The 18,374-nt window shown below is 45.6% G+C and carries 18 protein-coding genes; 15 read left to right on the top strand and 3 right to left on the bottom strand.

Translation table 11 applies throughout. The features are described 5' to 3' along the window. The 9 genes from QVP67_RS03570 to QVP67_RS03530 form a co-directional block, all read left to right on the top strand. Window positions 1-1,471, top strand: a 1,471-nt coding sequence (locus tag QVP67_RS03570; RefSeq protein ID WP_288179866.1) for a 2-isopropylmalate synthase, incomplete at its 5' end; no start/stop codon positions are given. Window positions 1,472-1,538: 67 nt separating this feature from the next. Further along, window positions 1,539-2,933, top strand: coding sequence for a 3-isopropylmalate dehydratase large subunit (gene leuC, locus QVP67_RS03565; protein ID WP_022162181.1), 1,395 nt, complete (start codon window positions 1,539-1,541; stop codon window positions 2,931-2,933). Window positions 2,934-3,063: 130 nt separating this feature from the next. Further along, window positions 3,064-3,663, top strand: coding sequence for a 3-isopropylmalate dehydratase small subunit (leuD, locus tag QVP67_RS03560; protein ID WP_022162180.1), 600 nt, complete (start codon window positions 3,064-3,066; stop codon window positions 3,661-3,663). Window positions 3,664-3,735: 72 nt separating this feature from the next. Further along, window positions 3,736-5,277, top strand: coding sequence for an alpha-isopropylmalate synthase regulatory domain-containing protein (locus QVP67_RS03555; protein ID WP_235817051.1), 1,542 nt, complete (start codon window positions 3,736-3,738; stop codon window positions 5,275-5,277). Window positions 5,278-5,361: 84 nt separating this feature from the next. Continuing rightward, window positions 5,362-5,601, top strand: coding sequence for a hypothetical protein (locus QVP67_RS03550; RefSeq protein ID WP_022162178.1), 240 nt, complete (start codon window positions 5,362-5,364; stop codon window positions 5,599-5,601). 5 nt (window positions 5,602-5,606) lie between these two features. Continuing rightward, window positions 5,607-6,668 (top strand): 3-isopropylmalate dehydrogenase, encoded by a 1,062-nt coding sequence (gene leuB / locus QVP67_RS03545; RefSeq protein ID WP_022162177.1) that lies wholly within the window; start codon window positions 5,607-5,609, stop codon window positions 6,666-6,668. A 10-nt stretch (window positions 6,669-6,678) separates the two neighbouring features. Further along, on the top strand, window positions 6,679-7,665 hold the full coding sequence (locus tag QVP67_RS03540) for a cation diffusion facilitator family transporter (RefSeq protein ID WP_022162176.1): 987 nt from the start codon (window positions 6,679-6,681) through the stop codon (window positions 7,663-7,665). Between the two features lie 32 nt (window positions 7,666-7,697). Continuing rightward, window positions 7,698-8,624 (top strand): cysteine synthase A, encoded by a 927-nt coding sequence (gene cysK, locus QVP67_RS03535; RefSeq protein ID WP_022162175.1) that lies wholly within the window; start codon window positions 7,698-7,700, stop codon window positions 8,622-8,624. Between the two features lie 33 nt (window positions 8,625-8,657). Then, window positions 8,658-9,506 carry a tetratricopeptide repeat protein gene (locus QVP67_RS03530; protein ID WP_022162174.1) on the top strand — a complete coding sequence of 283 codons (849 nt, stop codon included), beginning with the start codon at window positions 8,658-8,660 and terminating at the stop codon, window positions 9,504-9,506. Between the two features lie 11 nt (window positions 9,507-9,517). On the opposite strand, the gene recQ is transcribed toward QVP67_RS03530, so the two are convergent. Then, window positions 9,518-11,326, bottom strand: coding sequence for a DNA helicase RecQ (gene recQ / locus QVP67_RS03525; protein WP_288179865.1), 1,809 nt, complete (start codon window positions 11,324-11,326; stop codon window positions 9,518-9,520). A gap of 291 nt (window positions 11,327-11,617) precedes the next feature. Between recQ and QVP67_RS03520 the strand changes: the two genes are divergently transcribed. The 6 genes from QVP67_RS03520 to QVP67_RS03495 all read left to right on the top strand — a co-directional run bounded on the left by QVP67_RS03520 (window position 11,618) and on the right by QVP67_RS03495 (window position 17,023). After that, entirely contained in the window at window positions 11,618-12,085 is a 468-nt protein-coding gene (locus tag QVP67_RS03520) for a helix-turn-helix domain-containing protein (RefSeq protein WP_022162172.1), read from the top strand. Between the two features lie 224 nt (window positions 12,086-12,309). Next, window positions 12,310-14,361 (top strand): dipeptidyl-peptidase 3 family protein, encoded by a 2,052-nt coding sequence (locus QVP67_RS03515; RefSeq protein ID WP_288179868.1) that lies wholly within the window; start codon window positions 12,310-12,312, stop codon window positions 14,359-14,361. A 131-nt stretch (window positions 14,362-14,492) separates the two neighbouring features. After that, a complete protein-coding gene (locus tag QVP67_RS03510; protein ID WP_022162170.1) occupies window positions 14,493-15,155 on the top strand; it encodes a DNA alkylation repair protein in 663 nt (220 codons plus the stop codon). 361 nt (window positions 15,156-15,516) lie between these two features. After that, window positions 15,517-15,960, top strand: coding sequence for a hypothetical protein (locus QVP67_RS03505; protein ID WP_288179864.1), 444 nt, complete (start codon window positions 15,517-15,519; stop codon window positions 15,958-15,960). 3 nt (window positions 15,961-15,963) lie between these two features. After that, a complete protein-coding gene (locus tag QVP67_RS03500; RefSeq protein WP_022162168.1) occupies window positions 15,964-16,284 on the top strand; it encodes a hypothetical protein in 321 nt (106 codons plus the stop codon). Next, window positions 16,265-17,023 (top strand): hypothetical protein, encoded by a 759-nt coding sequence (locus QVP67_RS03495; RefSeq protein ID WP_288179863.1) that lies wholly within the window; start codon window positions 16,265-16,267, stop codon window positions 17,021-17,023. The genes QVP67_RS03500 and QVP67_RS03495 overlap by 20 nt, the downstream gene beginning before the upstream one ends. 163 nt (window positions 17,024-17,186) lie before the next feature. On the opposite strand, the gene QVP67_RS03490 is transcribed toward QVP67_RS03495, so the two are convergent. Together QVP67_RS03490 and QVP67_RS03485 are read right to left on the bottom strand one after the other, a co-directional pair. Next, window positions 17,187-17,654 (bottom strand): HU family DNA-binding protein, encoded by a 468-nt coding sequence (locus QVP67_RS03490; RefSeq protein ID WP_022162166.1) that lies wholly within the window; start codon window positions 17,652-17,654, stop codon window positions 17,187-17,189. Between the two features lie 453 nt (window positions 17,655-18,107). Continuing rightward, window positions 18,108-18,374, bottom strand: a 267-nt coding sequence (locus QVP67_RS03485; RefSeq protein WP_288179862.1) for a hypothetical protein, incomplete at its 5' end; no start/stop codon positions are given.

The raw sequence follows: 18,374 nt of genomic DNA, 5'->3' as shown, positions 1-18,374 counted from the left end.
GACGCTCCGCGATGGTGAGCAGGTTCCGGGATGCCAGTTGAACACGGTGGAAAAGATTCAGGTAGCAAAGCAACTGGAATTATTGGGAGTTGACGTGATTGAGGCCGGTTTCCCTATTTCAAGTCCGGGAGACTTTAATTCGGTGATTGAGATTTCAAAAGCTGTGACATGGCCTACTATTTGCGCATTGACACGTGCTGTACAGAAAGATATTGATGTAGCTGCCGAAGCTTTGAAATATGCCAAGCGCAAACGTATCCATACTGGTATCGGAACTTCAGATTCGCATATCAAATACAAATTCAATTCCAATCGTGAAGAGATAATCGAGCGGGCAGTAGCAGCAGTGAAATATGCGCGCCGTTTTGTAGACGATGTGGAATTTTATGCAGAGGATGCCGGTCGTACGGAAAATGAATATCTGGCTCGTGTTATTGAAGCGGTTATCAAAGCTGGAGCTACGGTAGTGAATATTCCTGATACAACAGGATATTGCCTGCCATCGGAGTATGGGGCAAAGATAAAATACCTGATGGAGCATGTGGACGGTATTCACAATGCTATTATATCGACTCATTGTCATAACGACCTCGGAATGGCTACTGCTAATACCATGGCTGGCGTGCTGAACGGTGCCCGTCAGGTGGAGGTTACTATCAACGGTATTGGCGAACGTGCCGGAAACACGTCGCTCGAAGAAGTTGCCATGATTATCAAGTGTCATAAAGACATAGATATTGAGACGAACATTAATACTCAAAAAATATATCCGACAAGCCGTATGGTTTCCAGCCTGATGAACATGCCTGTGCAGCCCAACAAGGCTATTGTAGGTAGGAATGCTTTTGCGCATTCTTCGGGTATTCATCAGGACGGCGTGCTGAAGAATGTACAGACTTATGAAATTATCGATCCGCACGACGTCGGCATTGATGATAACTCTATTGTCCTGACAGCCCGTAGCGGACGTGCTGCATTAAAGAACCGTCTGGAAGTACTGGGAGTAAAACTCGATCAGGAAAAGTTGGATAAGGTTTATGAGGACTTCCTGAAGCTGGCCGATAAGAAAAAGGACATCAACGATGATGATATTCTGGTACTTGCCGGTGCTGACCGTTCGCACAATCACCGTATCAAACTGGAGTATCTGCAAGTGACCAGTGGTGTCGGTGTACGTTCGGTAGCCAGCCTTGGCCTGAACATTTCGGGCGAGAAGTTTGAAGCTGCGGCCAGTGGAAACGGTCCGGTAGATGCTGCCATTAAGGCGTTGAAGAAGATTATAGACCGCCAGATGACATTGAAGGAATTCACAATTCAGGCCATCAGTAAGGGCAGCGATGATATGGGTAAGGTTCACATGCAGGTAGAATATGATAACCGTGTTTATTACGGTTTCGGTGCCAATACCGATATCATTGCAGCATCTGTCGAGGCCTACATCGACTGTATCAATAAATTCAAGTTGGATTGATCTATACCTTATATATTATATAACTTTCTCTTAAGCAATTGATTTGTATAAATAACTGTTTTAGAAAATGAATACACTGTTTGATAAAATCTGGGACGCCCACGTGGTACAGAAAGTGGAGGACGGCCCTACACAACTCTATATTGACCGCCTTTATTGCCACGAAGTGACCAGTCCGCAGGCTTTCGAAGGGCTGCGTGCACGCGGACTCCGCTGTTTCCGCCCTGAGAAGATATTCTGTATGCCCGATCATAATACTCCGACACACGACCAGGACAAGCCTATCGAAGATCCTGTTTCGCGTACACAAGTCGATACTTTGGCCCGTAATGCCGAAGAATTCGGACTGACACATTTCGGCATGATGAATCCAAAGAATGGTATTATTCACGTAGTAGGTCCCGAACGTGGTCTGACCTTACCGGGCATGACGATTGTATGTGGCGACTCGCATACTTCGACTCACGGAGCAATGGGTGCGGTAGCTTTTGGTATCGGTACCAGTGAAGTCGAGATGGTTATGGCTTCACAGTGCATTCTTCAGACTCGTCCGAAGACAATGCGCATTACTGTAGACGGACAATTGGGCAAGGGTGTGACAGCCAAAGATCTGGCCCTCTACATGATGTCGAAGATGACGACCAGCGGAGCTACGGGCTATTTTGTAGAATATGCCGGTGAGGCCGTACGCAGCCTGACAATGGAAGGCCGACTGACGCTGTGCAACCTTTCGATCGAGATGGGGGCACGTGGTGGTATGGTAGCCCCCGATGAAGTGACATTTGCCTATATAAAAGGTAGAGAATATGCACCGAAAGGCGAAGCATGGGATAAGGCTGTAGCTTATTGGAAAACATTGAAGAGTGACGACAATGCCGTATTCGACAAAGAAGTACGTTTCGATGCAGCCGACATTGAACCTATGATTACTTACGGAACCAATCCCGGTATGGGAATGGGCATTACACAGCACATTCCTACTACAGAAGGTATGGGCGAGGCTGCTCAGGCATCGTTCAGAAAGTCGCTCGACTATATGGGTTTCCAGCCGGGCGAACAGTTGCTGGGCAAACAGATTGATTATGTATTCTTAGGAGCATGTACCAATGGCCGCATCGAGGACTTCCGTGCTTTTGCCTCCATCGTAAAGGGACGGAAAAAGGCTTCGCACGTAGTAGCGTGGCTGGTGCCCGGTTCGTGGATGGTCGATGCACAGATACGCGAAGAAGGTTTGGACAAAGTACTTGCCGAGGCCGGTTTCGAGATCCGTCAGCCCGGTTGTTCGGCTTGTCTGGCAATGAACGATGATAAAGTGCCCGCAGGTAAGTATGCAGTATCTACTTCGAATCGTAACTTTGAAGGACGTCAGGGACCCGGTTCACGCACGTTGCTGGCCAGTCCGCTGACTGCTGCCGCTGCTGCTGTGACGGGTGTGATAACCGATCCGCGAGAACTTTTATAAATGAAGAATGAAGAATTAAGAATGAAGAATTTCCTCTGTGTGCAGCATATAGCGGATGTTTGTTCTTTGTTCTTGGTTCTTCATTCCTGAAAATTCTTAATTATTCATTCTTAATTCTTCATTCATCAAGATGAAACAGAAATTCAACATCATAACTTCTACCTGCGTACCTCTTCCATTGGAGAACGTAGATACAGACCAGATTATTCCTGCCCGTTTTCTTAAAGCCACTACCCGCGAGGAAAAGTTCTTTGGCGACAACCTTTTCCGTGACTGGCGTTACAATGCCGACGGAACTTTGAATAAGGATTTCGTGCTGAATAATCCTACTTACAGTGGTTGTATTCTTGTGGCCGGAAAGAATTTCGGTTCCGGTTCTAGTCGCGAACATGCTGCCTGGGCCATTGCCGGATATGGTTTCCGTGTAGTCATTTCCAGTTTCTTTGCCGATATTCATAAGAATAACGAACTGAACAACTTCGTATTGCCTGTAGTAGTAAGCGAAAGCTTCTTGCAGGAACTCTTCGACAGTATTGCTGCCAATCCGAAGGCTGAAGTCGAAGTAAATCTGCCAGCCCAGACCGTAACCAACAAGGTGACAGGCCGTAGCGAAACTTTCGAAATCAATGCTTACAAGAAGCATTGTCTGATGAACGGACTGGATGACATCGATTTCCTTGTAGAGAACAAAGGGAAGATAGAAGAGTACGAATCGAAAGTACGCGGATGACACTGATTTTACGAGATGGCCACAGGTTGTTTATACGTTGTGTCATCTGTATGCTATAATAACTGATAAATAATGAATCATCCAAAAATAGAAATAATGGACACCACGCTGCGCGACGGCGAACAGACCAGCGGTGTATCTTTCGTGCCTCATGAAAAGCTGATGATTGCTCGTCTGCTGTTGGAGGAGCTGAAGGTAGATCGCGTGGAGATAGCTTCAGCCCGTGTGTCCGACGGCGAGGCCAATGCCGTACGCATGATATGCGACTGGGCAGCACGTCGGGGCTTGTTGCAGCGTGTCGAAGTGCTTGGTTTTGTGGACGGGCATGCTTCTGTGGACTGGATACATGCTACCGGTTGTCGTGTTATCAACCTGTTGTGCAAAGGCTCGATGAAACATTGCACCTACCAGTTGAAAAAGACACCCGAAGAACATATTGCCGATATTCATGCTGTAGTCGATTACGCAGAGTCGCTTGATATGGAGGTGAATGTCTATCTGGAGGATTGGAGTAATGGAATGAAAGATTCGCCCGATTATGTTTTTCAGCTGATGGATGCATTGACTGGTACGGGTATTCGCCGTTTCATGTTGCCCGATACGTTGGGTATCCTCAATCCGTTGCAAGTGATTGAATACATGCGCAAGATGAAGAAGCGTTATCCGCAGGCACACTTTGACTTTCATGCTCATAACGATTACGATTTGGCCGTTTCCAATGTTCTGGCGGCTGTGTTAAGTGGTTGCCGCGGTTTGCACACAACAATCAATGGTTTGGGCGAACGGGCAGGAAATGCACCGCTGGCCAGTGTACAGGCCATTCTGAAAGACCACTTCAACGCCGTGACAGGCATCGATGAAAGTCGTCTGAACGAGGTTAGCCGCGTGGTAGAGTCGTACTCCGGTATTGCCATTCCTGCCAACAAACCTATTGTGGGCGAAAATGTCTTTACGCAGGTAGCGGGAGTTCATGCCGATGGTGATAACAAACGTAATCTCTACTATAATGACCTTCTGCCCGAACGCTTCGGCCGTCGTCGTGAGTATGCTTTAGGCAAGAATTCCGGTAAGGCCAATATCCGTAAGAATCTGGAAGATCTGGGACTGCAACTGGACGAGGAATCCATGCGCAAGGTTACCGAACGCATCATCGAACTGGGCGATAAGAAAGAACTTGTCACGCAAGAAGACTTGCCCTACATTGTTTCCGACGTCCTGAAACACGATGTCCGTACCGAGCGTGTCAAACTGAAGAGTTACATCGTCAATCTGGCTTATGGTCTCAAACCGATGGCTACCATCAAGGTGGAAATCAACGGACAGGAGTATGAGGAAAACAGTAGCGGTGACGGTCAGTACGATGCTTTTGTCCGTGCCTTGCGTAAAGTATATAAAGGCACGTTGGGACGGCGTTTCCCCATGCTGACCAATTATGCTGTCAGCATTCCGCCCGGAGGACGTACCGACGCTTTCGTGCAGACAGTCATCACATGGAGCTTCGATGACAAAGTTTTCCGTACCCGCGGTCTTGATGCCGACCAGACGGAAGCTGCTATCAAGGCTACGATGAAGATGCTGAACATGATAGAAGACGAATACGAAAACAAAAATTAGCGTTGCGAAGTACTCTACCTTGTCGGGACTTTAGTATCTTTGGTTTTGTACAGTTTTTGCAGCTAATAGAAATTGAAAGAAGTGATGAGAAAGATTGTATTGAAGCCTTGGCAACTTTATGTGCTGATATTCATTCTGGTGCTGGGTGTCAACGTCGGTTTGCGTTGGCTCAGTCCCGATAAGGAATGGAAAGACGGTAATTTGCTGGTGAATCTTGTGGTGTCAGCTTTGCTGACGTGCGGTTTCATTGCAGGCGACCGTCGGCTCCGTAAGAATAGAAAATACAAAGATAAAGTGAAAGAATTACTGAAAAATAACGAATAAACAATATGGAACTGAAAGTAGCAGTATTGGCCGGTGACGGTATCGGCCCCGAAATATCCGCCGTAGGTGTGGATGTAATGACCGCCGTTTGCGAGAAGTTTGGTCACAAGGTGACGTATGAATATGCCATTTGTGGTGCACATGCTATCGATGAAGTGGGCGATCCCTTCCCCGAAGATACCTATAATATATGTAAGAATGCCGATGCCGTACTTTTTTCGGCAGTAGGCGATCCTAAGTTCGATAATGATCCTACGGCCAAAGTGCGCCCAGAACAAGGACTGCTGGCCATGCGCAAGAAACTGGGACTTTTTGCCAATATCCGTCCCGTACAGACTTTCAAATGTTTGCTTCATAAGTCGCCTCTGCGTGCCGAGCTGGTTGAAGGAGCTGACTTCCTCTGCATCCGTGAACTGACGGGCGGTATGTATTTCGGCGAGAAGTATCAGGATAATGACAAGGCATGGGATACGAACTATTACACTCGTCCCGAGATTGAACGTATCCTTCGCGTAGGTTTCGAATATGCCATGAAGCGTCGCAAGCATCTTACTGTGGTCGACAAGGCTAATGTTCTGGCTTCTTCCCGCCTTTGGCGTCAGATTGCTCAGGAGATGGCTCCGCAATACCCTGAAGTAACGACCGACTACATGTTTGTGGATAATGCAGCCATGAAGATGATTCAGGAACCGCGTTTCTTCGACGTGATGGTGACCGAAAATACTTTTGGTGACATCCTGACCGATGAAGGTTCTGTGATCAGTGGTTCGATGGGTTTGTTGCCTTCCGCTTCAACGGGAGAGAGCACACCGGTATTCGAACCCATTCACGGTTCGTGGCCACAGGCCAAAGGATTGAACATTGCCAATCCGCTGGCTCAGGTACTGTCTGTGGCTATGCTTTTCGAATATTTTGATTTGAAAGAAGAAGGCGCCCTTATTCGTCGTGCCGTTGATGCTTCGCTCGATGCCAATGTTCGTACCCCCGAAATTCAGGTAGAAGGTGGTGCCAAGTATGGTACAAAAGAAGTAGGTGCCTGGCTGGTGGATTATTTGAAGAAGGCTTGATGTAAGTCCGATGAAAGAAGAAGTTTTGAAACAGAGAGTGCAGCAGAAGATTCTGCTCCTCTCTTTTCTGATTCTTGTAGGGAAGTTCGTTGCTTATTGGCTGACAGATTCTGTCGGTATTCTGACCGATGCTCTTGAAAGTATTGTTAATGTTGCGGCGGGTGCCATGAGCTTGTATGCACTCTATTGGTCGGCTCGTCCTAAAGACAAGAGTCATCCTTTTGGTCACGGAAAGGTTGAGTTACTTTCGGCCTCGGTAGAAGGCATCATGATCAGTATGGCCGGGCTGATGATTATTTACGAAGGTATCAAACGGCTGTTCTTTCCGGTAGAAGTACAGCGGCTCGATATTGGTATTATCATTGTAGCACTTTCGGGTTTGCTGAATTATGCGATGGGATGGTACAGTATCCGTACCGGAAAGCGTTATTCATCTGTTGCACTGGTGGCAGGCGGCAAGCATTTGCAGTCGGATACCTATTCTACTATTGGGTTGGTAGCTGGTTTGTTGCTGCTGCATTTCACACACATCATGTGGATAGATAGTGCGCTGGCATTACTTTTCGGATGTATTATCATTTTTACCGGCATATCTATTTTACGTAAGACTACTGCCAACTTGCTTGATAAAGCCGATGAAGAATTGTTGCAACAGCTGGCCGAAACTCTCAACGAGAAGCGTGGTCCTGAATGGATAGATATTCACAATACCAAAGTCATTAAGTATGGAAGTTTTCTGTATATGGATTGTGACCTTACCATACCTTGGTACTATACAATAGAAGAAGGACACAAATCGGGCGACCGGCTGAAGGCTGCCCTTGAGGAGCGTTTTGCTGACCGCATTCAGTTGACTGTCCATCTGGATCCTTGCAATATCTTTGACCGTTCGCGTTGCGATTGCTGTCCGTTGGAGTGCAAATACCGAAAAGAGGCTTTTAAACAATTGGAGACTATCAGTTTTACCTCTTTTGTGCGGTTGGAAAAGGAAGACTGATATTAAAATAAAATGAGATAATTAGTTGTGATATGCAGAAGATAGCAAAGAACCTTATCGACCTTGTAGGACATACGCGGCTTATGGAATTGTCAGCATACAGCCGTCTGCATGGTTTGTCTTGCCCGCTTGTGGCAAAACTTGAAATGTTTAATCCTTCGGGCAGTGTCAAGGCACGTACGGCATTGGCTATGATTGAAGATGCCGAGAAACGGGGTGTGCTGAAACCCGGTGCAACCCTGATTGAGCCTACCAGCGGAAATACCGGCATTGGCCTTGCCATGGTCGCTACTATCAAAGGGTATCGGCTGGTGCTGACCATGCCCGAAACCATGAGTCTGGAACGTCGTAACCTGCTGAAAGCACTTGGAGCGGAAATTGTGCTGACACCGGGTGCCGAAGGTATGGCGGGTTCCATTGCCAAAGCCGAGGCATTGCGCGATGCTACGCCCGGTGCCGTTATTCTTCAACAGTTTGATAATCCGTCGAACGCTGCCGTACATGAATGTACGACCGGCGAAGAAGTGTGGGCCGATACGGACGGAAAGGTCGATGTCTTCGTGGCAGGAGTCGGGACGGGAGGTACAGTCAGCGGAGTAGCCCGTGCGTTGAAGAAACATAATCCTCGGGTTCGTGTAGTAGCTGTCGAACCGGCTGCATCGCCTGTACTCGAAGGCGGTAAGCCAGGACCACATCGCCTTCAAGGAATCGGTGCTAATTTCATACCGGGCAATTACGACGCTTCTGTTATAGATGAGGTTATTCCAGTGGCCGATGACGATGCTTTCCGTGCATCCCGCGAGCTGGCTGCTACCGAAGGACTGCTTGCCGGTATCTCTTCGGGTGCTGCGCTTCATGCCGCCAGTGTTTTGGCAAATCGGCCCGAGATGAAAGATAAATGTATTGTTGTACTTTTGCCCGATACAGGCGAACGCTATATGTCATCAGGGCTGTATTGATTTGTTTTTTCCCTACTAATCCTTCTTTGACTTATGAAACAAATTACGTTTTCTTTTCTTCTGGCAGCTTTCTCTATTCTTCCGGCTGCGGCGCAGACTTATAACGAATTGTGCGAGCGTGCGGTGGCAGCGACCGAACAGGACAGTCTTCAGCAGGCTGAGTCATACATCCGTCAGGCATTGCAGCTCGAACCTGCCAATCCGCATAATGCCTTGCTGTTTTCCAATCTGGGCACTATCCAGCGCCGGCAACACCGGTATGAACTGGCTTTGGAGTCTTATCGGATGGCATTGAACATCGCACCTATGTCCATTCCTATTTTGATGAATCATGCTACGCTTGCTTTGGAACTGGGGCAAGACGATAAAGCCCGTGCCGATTATTCTCAGGTTCTGGAGTTTGATCCGCACAATCGTGAGGCTTTGTTGATGCGTGCATATATCTACATGCAGCAGCGAAGCTATAAGTTGGCCCGTCAGGATTACGATACTTTACTGAAGGTGGAACCGCAAAGTTACAGTGGTCGGTTGGGATTGGCCACACTCTGTCAGCGCGACACTAAGTATGATGAAGCCTTGATGGTGCTCGATGGAATGCTGGCCGATAAGGGTGGGGCGACACCTTATACACCGCATGAACTGGCTGTTATCTATGTGGCCCGTGCCGGTGTGGAGCTGGATATGCTGAAAAGCGATCTGGCTATGCTTGATTTGGAGAAAGCTATTCAGCTCGACCCCAGCCAGGCCGAAGCCTATCTGATGCGTGGGCGTATTTATCTGCTTCAGAAGAAGAAGGCTCAGGCTAAACAGGATTTTGAAAAAGCAGTTTCGTTGGGAGTTCCTCAAAGCGAAGTCCGCGACTTGATGCGCCAGAGCAAATAAAGCGTTACACCTCAGACAAATCGTCTGATTAGTTCGACGAAGGCTTGGCCGTATTTGCGTTTCTTGTATTCGCCTATGCCACTGATGTTTCCGAATGCTTCGATAGTGGTTGGCCTTTGTTGCACCAACAGGTGCAATACTTTATCGGATAATACAATGTAGGCGGGCAGGACTTCTTCGTCGGCCAGACGCTTGCGTAAGGCTTTTAATGCTTCGAACAGTTCTTCTTCTCCGGTTTCGATGCCGGCGAGGGGGAGTTGGGGCGTACTGACAACCTTTCTGTATTTGCTTTGTTTCTTATCTTTTGTTTCTTCGCGTCTGATGACTACCAGACTTGCTTTTTCCCTGCCGAAGAGTACGTCGCTGCCGGCAGGAGTAATCTTTAAATGATTGTTTTCGTTATAGGCTATCTCGAAGTATCCCAGTTGTAGCATTTGCAGCAGATAGTCTTGCCAGTCGCGGGCAGGAATGTCTCGTCCTGCTCCGTATGTTTTCAACTGATGGTATTCTTTCTCTTTCAGCTCTGCGTTCAGGTTGCCTCGCAGAATGTCTATCAGCATTTGTGTGCCTACCTGCTGGTTGGTACGTGCGATGGCGCTTAAAGCCTTTTGTACGATGATGGTACCGTCGAAGCGCTCGGGCGGATTTCTGCATACATCGCAATTACCACAATCGTGCGTTCGCTGTTCGCCGAAGTAGTTCAGCAGAATACGCCGCCGGCAGATGTCGGCTTCGGCATACTGTTGCATGCGGTGCAGCTTTTCCAGATTAATATCACGCTGCCCGCTTTCGGTAGCAAACTTAGTCAGTAGAATGAGGTCAGCCATAGAGTAAAATAGCAGGGTGTCACTGGGCAGTCCGTCGCGTCCGGCACGTCCAATCTCCTGATAAAAGCTTTCAATGCTTTTGGGCAGGTTATAGTGTATCACCCAGCGCACGTTGCTTTTGTCGATCCCCATGCCAAAGGCGACTGTGGCGCATACCACCTGTACGCGGTCGTTGATGAAATCTTCCTGTGCCTGATTTCGTTTTTCTGTCTCCAGTCCAGCATGATAGATGGCTGCCCGTATTCCGTTTTTCCGTAGCATTTGTGCTACTGTTTCCGTTTTGTTCCGGCTCATACAGTAGATGATTCCGCTTTCTCCCCGGTGTCTTTCTATAAAGTCGAGAATCGCTTTGCTTTTCTCTTTTTGCTGATACCCTCGTTTCACAGTCAGACTTAGGTTGGGACGGTCGAATGATGATATAAAGATGCGCGGCTCTCGTAGTCGCATCTGTTTAACGATGTCCTGCCGGGTCAGTTTGTCGGCGGTGGCGGTCAGGGCAATGATAGGTATCCGTGGAAACATGTCTCGCAAAATACCCAGTTGGGTATATTCGGGGCGGAAGTCGTGTCCCCATTGCGAGATGCAATGTGCTTCATCGATGGCAAAAAACGAGATGTGTATGTCGCGCAACAGGTAGTTGGCTTCGGCCAACAGTTTTTCTGGCGAGATATACAGTAGTTTCAGTTTGCCTTCCATGCAGGAACGGCGGATCTGCATGTTCTCGGTTTCATCATTGTTGCTGTTCAGCGCAGCGGCAGCTATTCCGTTGGTACACAGACTCTCTACCTGATCTTTCATCAAGGAAATAAGTGGAGAAATTACGATGGCTGTACCTTCGCAAAGAAGTGCAGGTATCTGGTAACAAATGGATTTGCCTCCTCCGGTAGGCATTAGTACCAGCGCATCTTTTTTCTGTAGCAGGTGACGGATAATTTCTTCTTGTTGGGGGCGGAAACTGTCGTAACCGAAATATGTCTTGAGGGTATGTAGCATAAAATGATGTTTGGTTTCAGGGGACAAAATTACATTATTTATCAGGAATGTCTGCAATTCTTTGAATGCTTGTTTATTATTAATTTGTCAAGTGTAGAAAGCAATTATACGTTAAAAAATCTTATTAGACCTGCTTTAGACGCTTTATATCCATATTTTGCATGTTTATGCACTAAAAATATGTACGGAAAAAGTTGCATATAAAAAAAAAATGTCAGACTTTTGTAAAGTCTAATAAGGAAATTGTTGAGATTTTCTTGAAATGAATAAACCCCTAACCAGTTAAGTAAAATGAGTGATTTAGAAAACAAAGTGCAGGAAGAAACTTCAAAGAAGCGTCCTTACAACCTGCGCGAGAAGAAAGAAAAGAATGCTGCCTACCGTTCTTTGATCCGTCCGGAATTGGCAGATGAGTTGTACGACAAAATATTGAACATTATTGTTGTGCAGAAGAAGTACAGAGATCCCGATTATTCAGCCAAAGATTTGGCAAAGGAGTTACAAACAAATACACGTTATTTGTCTGCTGTGGTTAATTCTCGTTTTGGAATGAATTATTCTTGTTTGTTGAATGAATATAGAATCAAGGATGCATTGCATTTGTTGACCGATAAGCGTTGTGCCGACAAAAATGTAGAAGAAATCAGCACGATGGTAGGCTTCGCCAATCGTCAGTCGTTCTATGCTGCATTCTACAAGAATATGGGCGAGACTCCAAACGGTTACCGTAAACGTCATGCCGAGAAAAATAAAAAGTGAAAAGCTTGCATAAAGCTTGGCCGAGTTTCGCAAATTTAATTTCATGACACAACATGGGAATGGTTAATTGAGTTTGCGAAAGTGGGAAAGCTCGTAAAAAGGAAATATTCTGAAACTGGGTTTTGGAATACTTCCTTTTCTCGTTTAAAAATACAGATATCATTAGCTACTGTTTTTTTTGAGTAGTTTATTTTAATGCGAATCTTGTCCTTATTTTGAATATGATGAAGAAACAATTATTATCGATGGCCGCTGGGGTAGCTTTATTGGCTGCATGTGGCGGAAATCCCAAAACAACAACTGCCGAGGCAGACAAATTTGATTATACAGTGGAACAATTTGCTGATTTACAGATTTTACGTTATCGGGTGCCTGGGTTTGAAGACCTGTCCCTGAAACAGAAAGAACTGGTTTACTACCTGACTGAAGCGGCTTTGCAGGGTCGCGATATTCTGTTCGACCAGAATGGTAAATACAATCTTCGTATTCGCCGTGCACTCGAAGCTGTTTATACCGGCTATAAAGGCGATAAGAATTCTGCCGATTTCAAGGCAATGGAAGTGTATCTGAAACGGGTATGGTTCTCCAACGGCATTCACCATCATTACGGATGCGAGAAGTTTGTGCCGGGCTTTACTCCCGAATTTTTCAAGCAGGCTTTGGCCAGTGTAGATGCTTCCGAACTTCCTTTGGCCGAAGGGCAGACATTGGATCAGTTCTGCGATGAGATATTTCCGGTGATTTTCGATCCGGCTGTGATGCCCAAGCGTGTTAATCAGGCCGATGGCGAAGATCTGGTGCTCACTTCTGCCTGCAACTATTACGAAGGAGTGACGCAGAAAGAGGCCGAAGACTTTTATAACGCTTTGAAGGATCCGAAAGATGAAACTCCGGTTTCTTACGGACTGAACAGCCGTCTGGTGAAGGAAAACGGAAAAATTCAGGAGAAAGTATGGAAGGTCGGCGGTCTTTACGGACAAGCTCTTGAAAAGATTGTTTATTGGCTGAGGAAAGCCGAAACTGTAGCCGAGACGCCCGAACAGAAGGCCGTTATTGCCAAGCTGGTAGAATATTACGAGACGGGCGACTTGAAGACATTCGATGACTATGCCATCCTTTGGGTGAAAGACCTGAATTCACGTATCGATTTTGTGAACGGCTTTACCGAAAGCTATGGCGACCCGCTGGGCATGAAGGCAAGCTGGGAATCGCTGGTTAATTTTAAAGACCTTGAGGCTACCCGCCGCACCGAGATCATCAGTAGCAATGCACAGTGGTTTGAAGATCATTCGCCTGTTGATAAGCAGTTCAAGAAAGAGCAGGTGAAGGGCGTATCGGCCAAGGTTATTACCGCAGCCATCCTGGCGGGCGATTTGTACCCGTCTACGGCTATCGGTATCAACCTGCCCAATGCCAACTGGATCCGTAGCCAGCATGGTTCGAAGTCGGTCACTATTGGGAACATTACCGATGCTTACAACAAAGCAGCTCATGGCAATGGTTTCAATGAAGAATTCGTTTATAGCCAGGCCGAGTTGGACAACATCAACAAGTATGCCGACCTGACCGATGAACTTCATACCGACTTGCACGAGTGTCTGGGACATGGTTCCGGCAAGTTGCTTCCGGGTGTCGATCCTGATGCACTGAAGGCTTATGGCTCTACCATCGAAGAAGCCCGTGCCGACCTGTTCGGTTTGTATTACGTAGCCGATCCTAAACTGGTCGAGCTTGGCCTGCTGCCCGATGCCGATGCTTACAAAGCGCAGTTCTATACTTATCTGATGAATGGCTTGATGACGCAGTTGGTTCGTATTGAGCCGGGTAATCAGATTGAGGAAGCCCACATGCGCAACCGTGCCCTGATAGCCCGTTGGGTGTACGAGAAGGGTGCTGCCGACAAGGTGGTCGAACTGAAGAAGAAAGATGGCAAGACCTACGTGGTAGTGAACGATTATGCTAAAGTGCGTACCCTGTTCGGCGATCTGTTGGCCGAGATACAGCGTATCAAGTCGACCGGCGATTTCGAGGCAGCCCGTCAGCTGGTCGAGAACTATGCCGTAAAGGTCGATCCTGAACTTCATGCCGAGGTGCTCGATCGCTACAAGAAGCTGAACCTGGCTCCTTACAAGGGTTTTGTCAATCCGAAGTACGAGGCTGTAACCGATGCCAATGGCAATATCACCGATGTAAAGGTGACCTACGACGAAGGTTATGCCGAGCAGATGCTTCGCTATAGCAAGGATTATGCTACTCTGCCTTATGTTAACGAATAAGGCCTGAGGTTGCTTTGTTTGGATAATTCAGGCACGGATTACACGGAAAAACACGGAGAGGAAAATAAAGATAATCCGTGAAAATCCGTGTCATCCGTGCCTAAAATGATTTTATATACCGCATTTGAATGATGGACTTACACGAACAACTGAAAGATATCAAGACCCAGCTCCGCCTTTCGATGAACGGTGCCGTGTCGCAAAGTATGCGCGAGAAAGGTCTTGTCTATAAACTGAATTTTGGTGTGGAACTGCCGCGTATCAAAAGCATAGCTGCTGCTTACGAGAAAGATCATGCGCTGGCGCAGGCCTTGTGGAAAGAAGACATTCGCGAGTGCAAGATTCTGGCTGGTTTGCTGCAACCCGTTGACACGTTCTATCCCGAGATTGCCGATATCTGGGTGGACACCATGCCCAACAACGAGATTGCCGAACTTACATCGATGAATCTTTTCCAGCATTTGCCGTATGCTCCGGCCAAGGCTTTCCAATGGATTGCCGACGAGCGCGAACTTGCACAGGTCTGCGGTTTCCTGACCATTGCCCGTCTGTTGTTAAAGAAGGGCGACATGACCGACCGCGTGTCCAATGAGTTTCTCGATCAGGCAGTTTGTGCCTTTCTGTCGGGTGGGTATCAGGTACGCAGTGCCGCTATGGCCGCCATTCGTCGCTTCATGCAGCACAGCGAAGAGCATGCCTTTATGGTTTGTCGCCGTGTCGAGGGGATGAAGGATTCTTCCCAAGAATCGGAACAGCTTTTGTATGGCTTGGTAAAGGATGAAGTAGGAGGGTAAAGACGTAAGTAAGAAGGGGGAATTCAAAAAAAGGAAGAACTGTACTTCAAAAGTTTTTATTAAACCTTTGGAGTGCAGTTCTTTTTTTATATTTTTGCCGTGCAAGAGTAGCGACTCTGCACAATACATATTAGAATTTTAAGAAGCGTTATGCTTATCTTGTAAAGTTGAAACCTGAGAAATTTCGAATTGATACAAGAGGATAGCATAGTGGTTCTCACGCATATAGCGTGGGCTGCTATTTCCTACACTTGTATCAAGGTTTTCTCAGGACCTCAACTTTAGACGTGGGCATTGCAGTTCCACGCTTCGTGTTTTTATAACTATCTTGGGGGCTGGAGATAATAATGTGGGGACTATCATGGAAAAGGCTGTATGTCCGAATTGTGGAAAAGAACTTTCTGTTTGCAATTATGTAAATGAAACAGAAGCAATTATGAAATGTCGTCATTGTAATAAGAAATTTAAGATCACTTTTGATGAAAAGACATTTCCTTCCAAAATTAATTCTTTTAACTGGGGAGCCTTTTTGTCTGGAGGATTATGGTGTCTATTTAATGGCAAAATTGGTTTAGGATTATTCATGTTGCTATTAGCGTTATTTCAAAACTGGTTTTTCTCTATTTTGATAATAATTATATGTCTGTATCTTGGTATAGAAGGAAATAAACTCGCATGGGATGGTAAAAGGTGGAAGTCTGTTGAACACTTTGAGAAGGTTCAGGAAAGATGGCTCACAGTCGGAATTGCATGTGTGGTCTTATCTATAGCTTACGTTATGATTTTATTTGCGATAATATTATAAGTTATGAAAATCGAAGAAATAACCGAGAAAAAGGAAAGTAGGAATAGTTTTTTGAGATGGGGGAAAAATGAACCTGTGAAAACTAAGAACTCAAATCATAATAATTATTGGTTCCCTTTAAATAGAGGCTACAACAGATTATTATGTGTATTATGGATTTTATCCTCAATTATTGTAACAGGGGGAGTAGCGGATGAAAGTGAGGCTCCATCTATATTCTTTGTTATTCTTATTGTGGAATTTATATTATATTTAGCTGCGATTTGGGTATATCAAGGCTTTAAAGACAATCCAGAAAAAACAGATGATGAAAAAAAACTATAGTTGTTGGGTAGCTGTCGGGATAAGTTGCATCTATCTTCTGTTGTTGGGATATCTTTATGGAGTAAAAGCGTTAAGAAGGGAAACTTTGCATGATTTACGAAGCGGTGACGACGAGAAACTTTCAACGGAAACACAGCCGGTGCAACCTTTTGAGATGTTTGCCTATACTCCTCCTGCGGATTGGACAAAGTATATGGTGGGAGATGATTTTTATATTAGCGTGCCTCCTACTGTGGAATTGAGAAAAAGCGATGATTTGTATACTCAAAGAGTTAGAAATACGGATTGGCATGGTTATAAGATAAATATTTCCACTCCCGTTTTTCAACAGAAAGATTTGGCTGTAATGGATTCTGCGGCATTTCAAACATATTGTCGGATCATATTGGATATTGAGAGAGGAAGCCCTGGGGATTTTTTGAAGTCTTCCGAATCTATGGATCTTACAGCGGAGGATATTCATACTTTGCAGGAAAAAGCTGTGGCAGGCGAAGTGGATACAGAATTTAAGGCTATTACCACGCCTACTGTGCGTTGGGTAAAGATAGAAAATTTATATGGGATTAGGGTAGAGTATATACGGAAAGGAACTGGTCATAATTATACGCATGTATTTCACTATCTTTTCTTTAATGATGATAAAATGGCGCATGTAATCTTGTCGTATAGGGTACGTGATGCTCATAGATGGAAGATGGATTTTGATAATGTAATCAGGACTTTCAAGTGGAAAATCTAATTTTGAGTTTTAGAGGTTGCTGTGTTTTGTTGGGACAAGCCCCTTTTTAATAGCTTTCCAATAGCATTGTACTTTATGTTTTGCTGACGATATTTGATAACAAATAAGCTGATAAAACACCCTCTACATTTTATCAGCTTATTTGCGTTTTTACGGGTTCAGCTTATCCTAACGGATCCTCACCTCCACCTCCGGATGAAGTCCCTACTTCGCTGCTGTCAGGAGTGGTCAGTGCTTTGTCGTATTCAATCCATTCGAGGCTTTTGCTAACCATACTGCGGGTGGCTGCTCCTGTAGAAGCAGGATAGGTGGTCTCGGGGGTGAAATTTACTTTTACGCGTTGCAGTTGTGTCTGGAAATCGAAGTCTTCTTCGTTTTTCACGCCTTTTGTGTTCAGTCCTAATCGGAAAGAACCGAGTCCTTCCAGTTTTACGCTTTTGCCTTGGGCCATGTATTGTGACATGACGTCTGCCATTTCCGTCAATACGGCTTTAACGTCCGTTTTGGTGACGGTGCTTCTGTCGGCCAATGCTTCTGCTATTTGGTCGGTATTGATGGCGGTGCCTATGGTGATGGCACGGGGATAATATACTTCGGTTTTCTTATTGTATGCTTTTTTATAGAATGCCATATTCGTGATATTTATTTGGGGTTAATAATCTGATTGTTTTTTGTGATGGGTTTGTCGCGATGGCTTTATGGGGGTGCTTGTTGGGCTATGTCCTGTTGTCTCTATGGGCATATCCCAGCGAAGTTTAGGCCATGAGGGCTGTGTTATGAGAGTGGATGGTGAAATAATGGGATGGCGAAGCTGGTCTTATTTGTATGGATTATGGTTTTACTTTGTAATCTATTTTATCATTTGCTTTTGATGCTCTTCTTCTCTCTTTTAGATAGTATAACGGAGAAAATCTGTTTAGGTTGTTCTGTTGTTTAGTTTTTTTTACACATAATACATATTTTTTAATAGCGTTTTTGCCTATGTTTGCAGCACTAAGCTATAAAATAATAGCAAAAGTCTTTTTTGAAGGGTGCTTCCGTGGCTTTTGAATTCGAAAGAACGTTTTGTTTTATAGCTAAGTACTTATTCCTGAGCCCTTAACGAATTGGGGATGGATTGGTCTCTGAGACGTGAGTTTGGAACATTCAGAAATTGCGAAATCTGGATTGGGAATTTGCGATGGAGAATTTTTCCAAAGGGGCTTTCGGAGGTAATTTTTCTTAACCGAAAAGTTGCCATGTTGGGTATTTCAAAAGGTATTAGCTTTTGAAACAGGTTTTTGTATGCAAAATTAGTATTTTTAGCCAAGAGCCCAAGATTTGTTTCTCTCCTTCCTTTTCCCTCTTCCGA

The sequence above is a fragment of the Bacteroides sp. CAG:633 genome (genome assembly GCF_000435115.1).
Lineage (GTDB): Bacteria > Bacteroidota > Bacteroidia > Bacteroidales > Bacteroidaceae > Bacteroides > Bacteroides ndongoniae.
The sequence above is the reverse complement of the archived record's forward strand: the minus strand, read 5'-3'. Positions and strand labels throughout refer to the sequence as shown.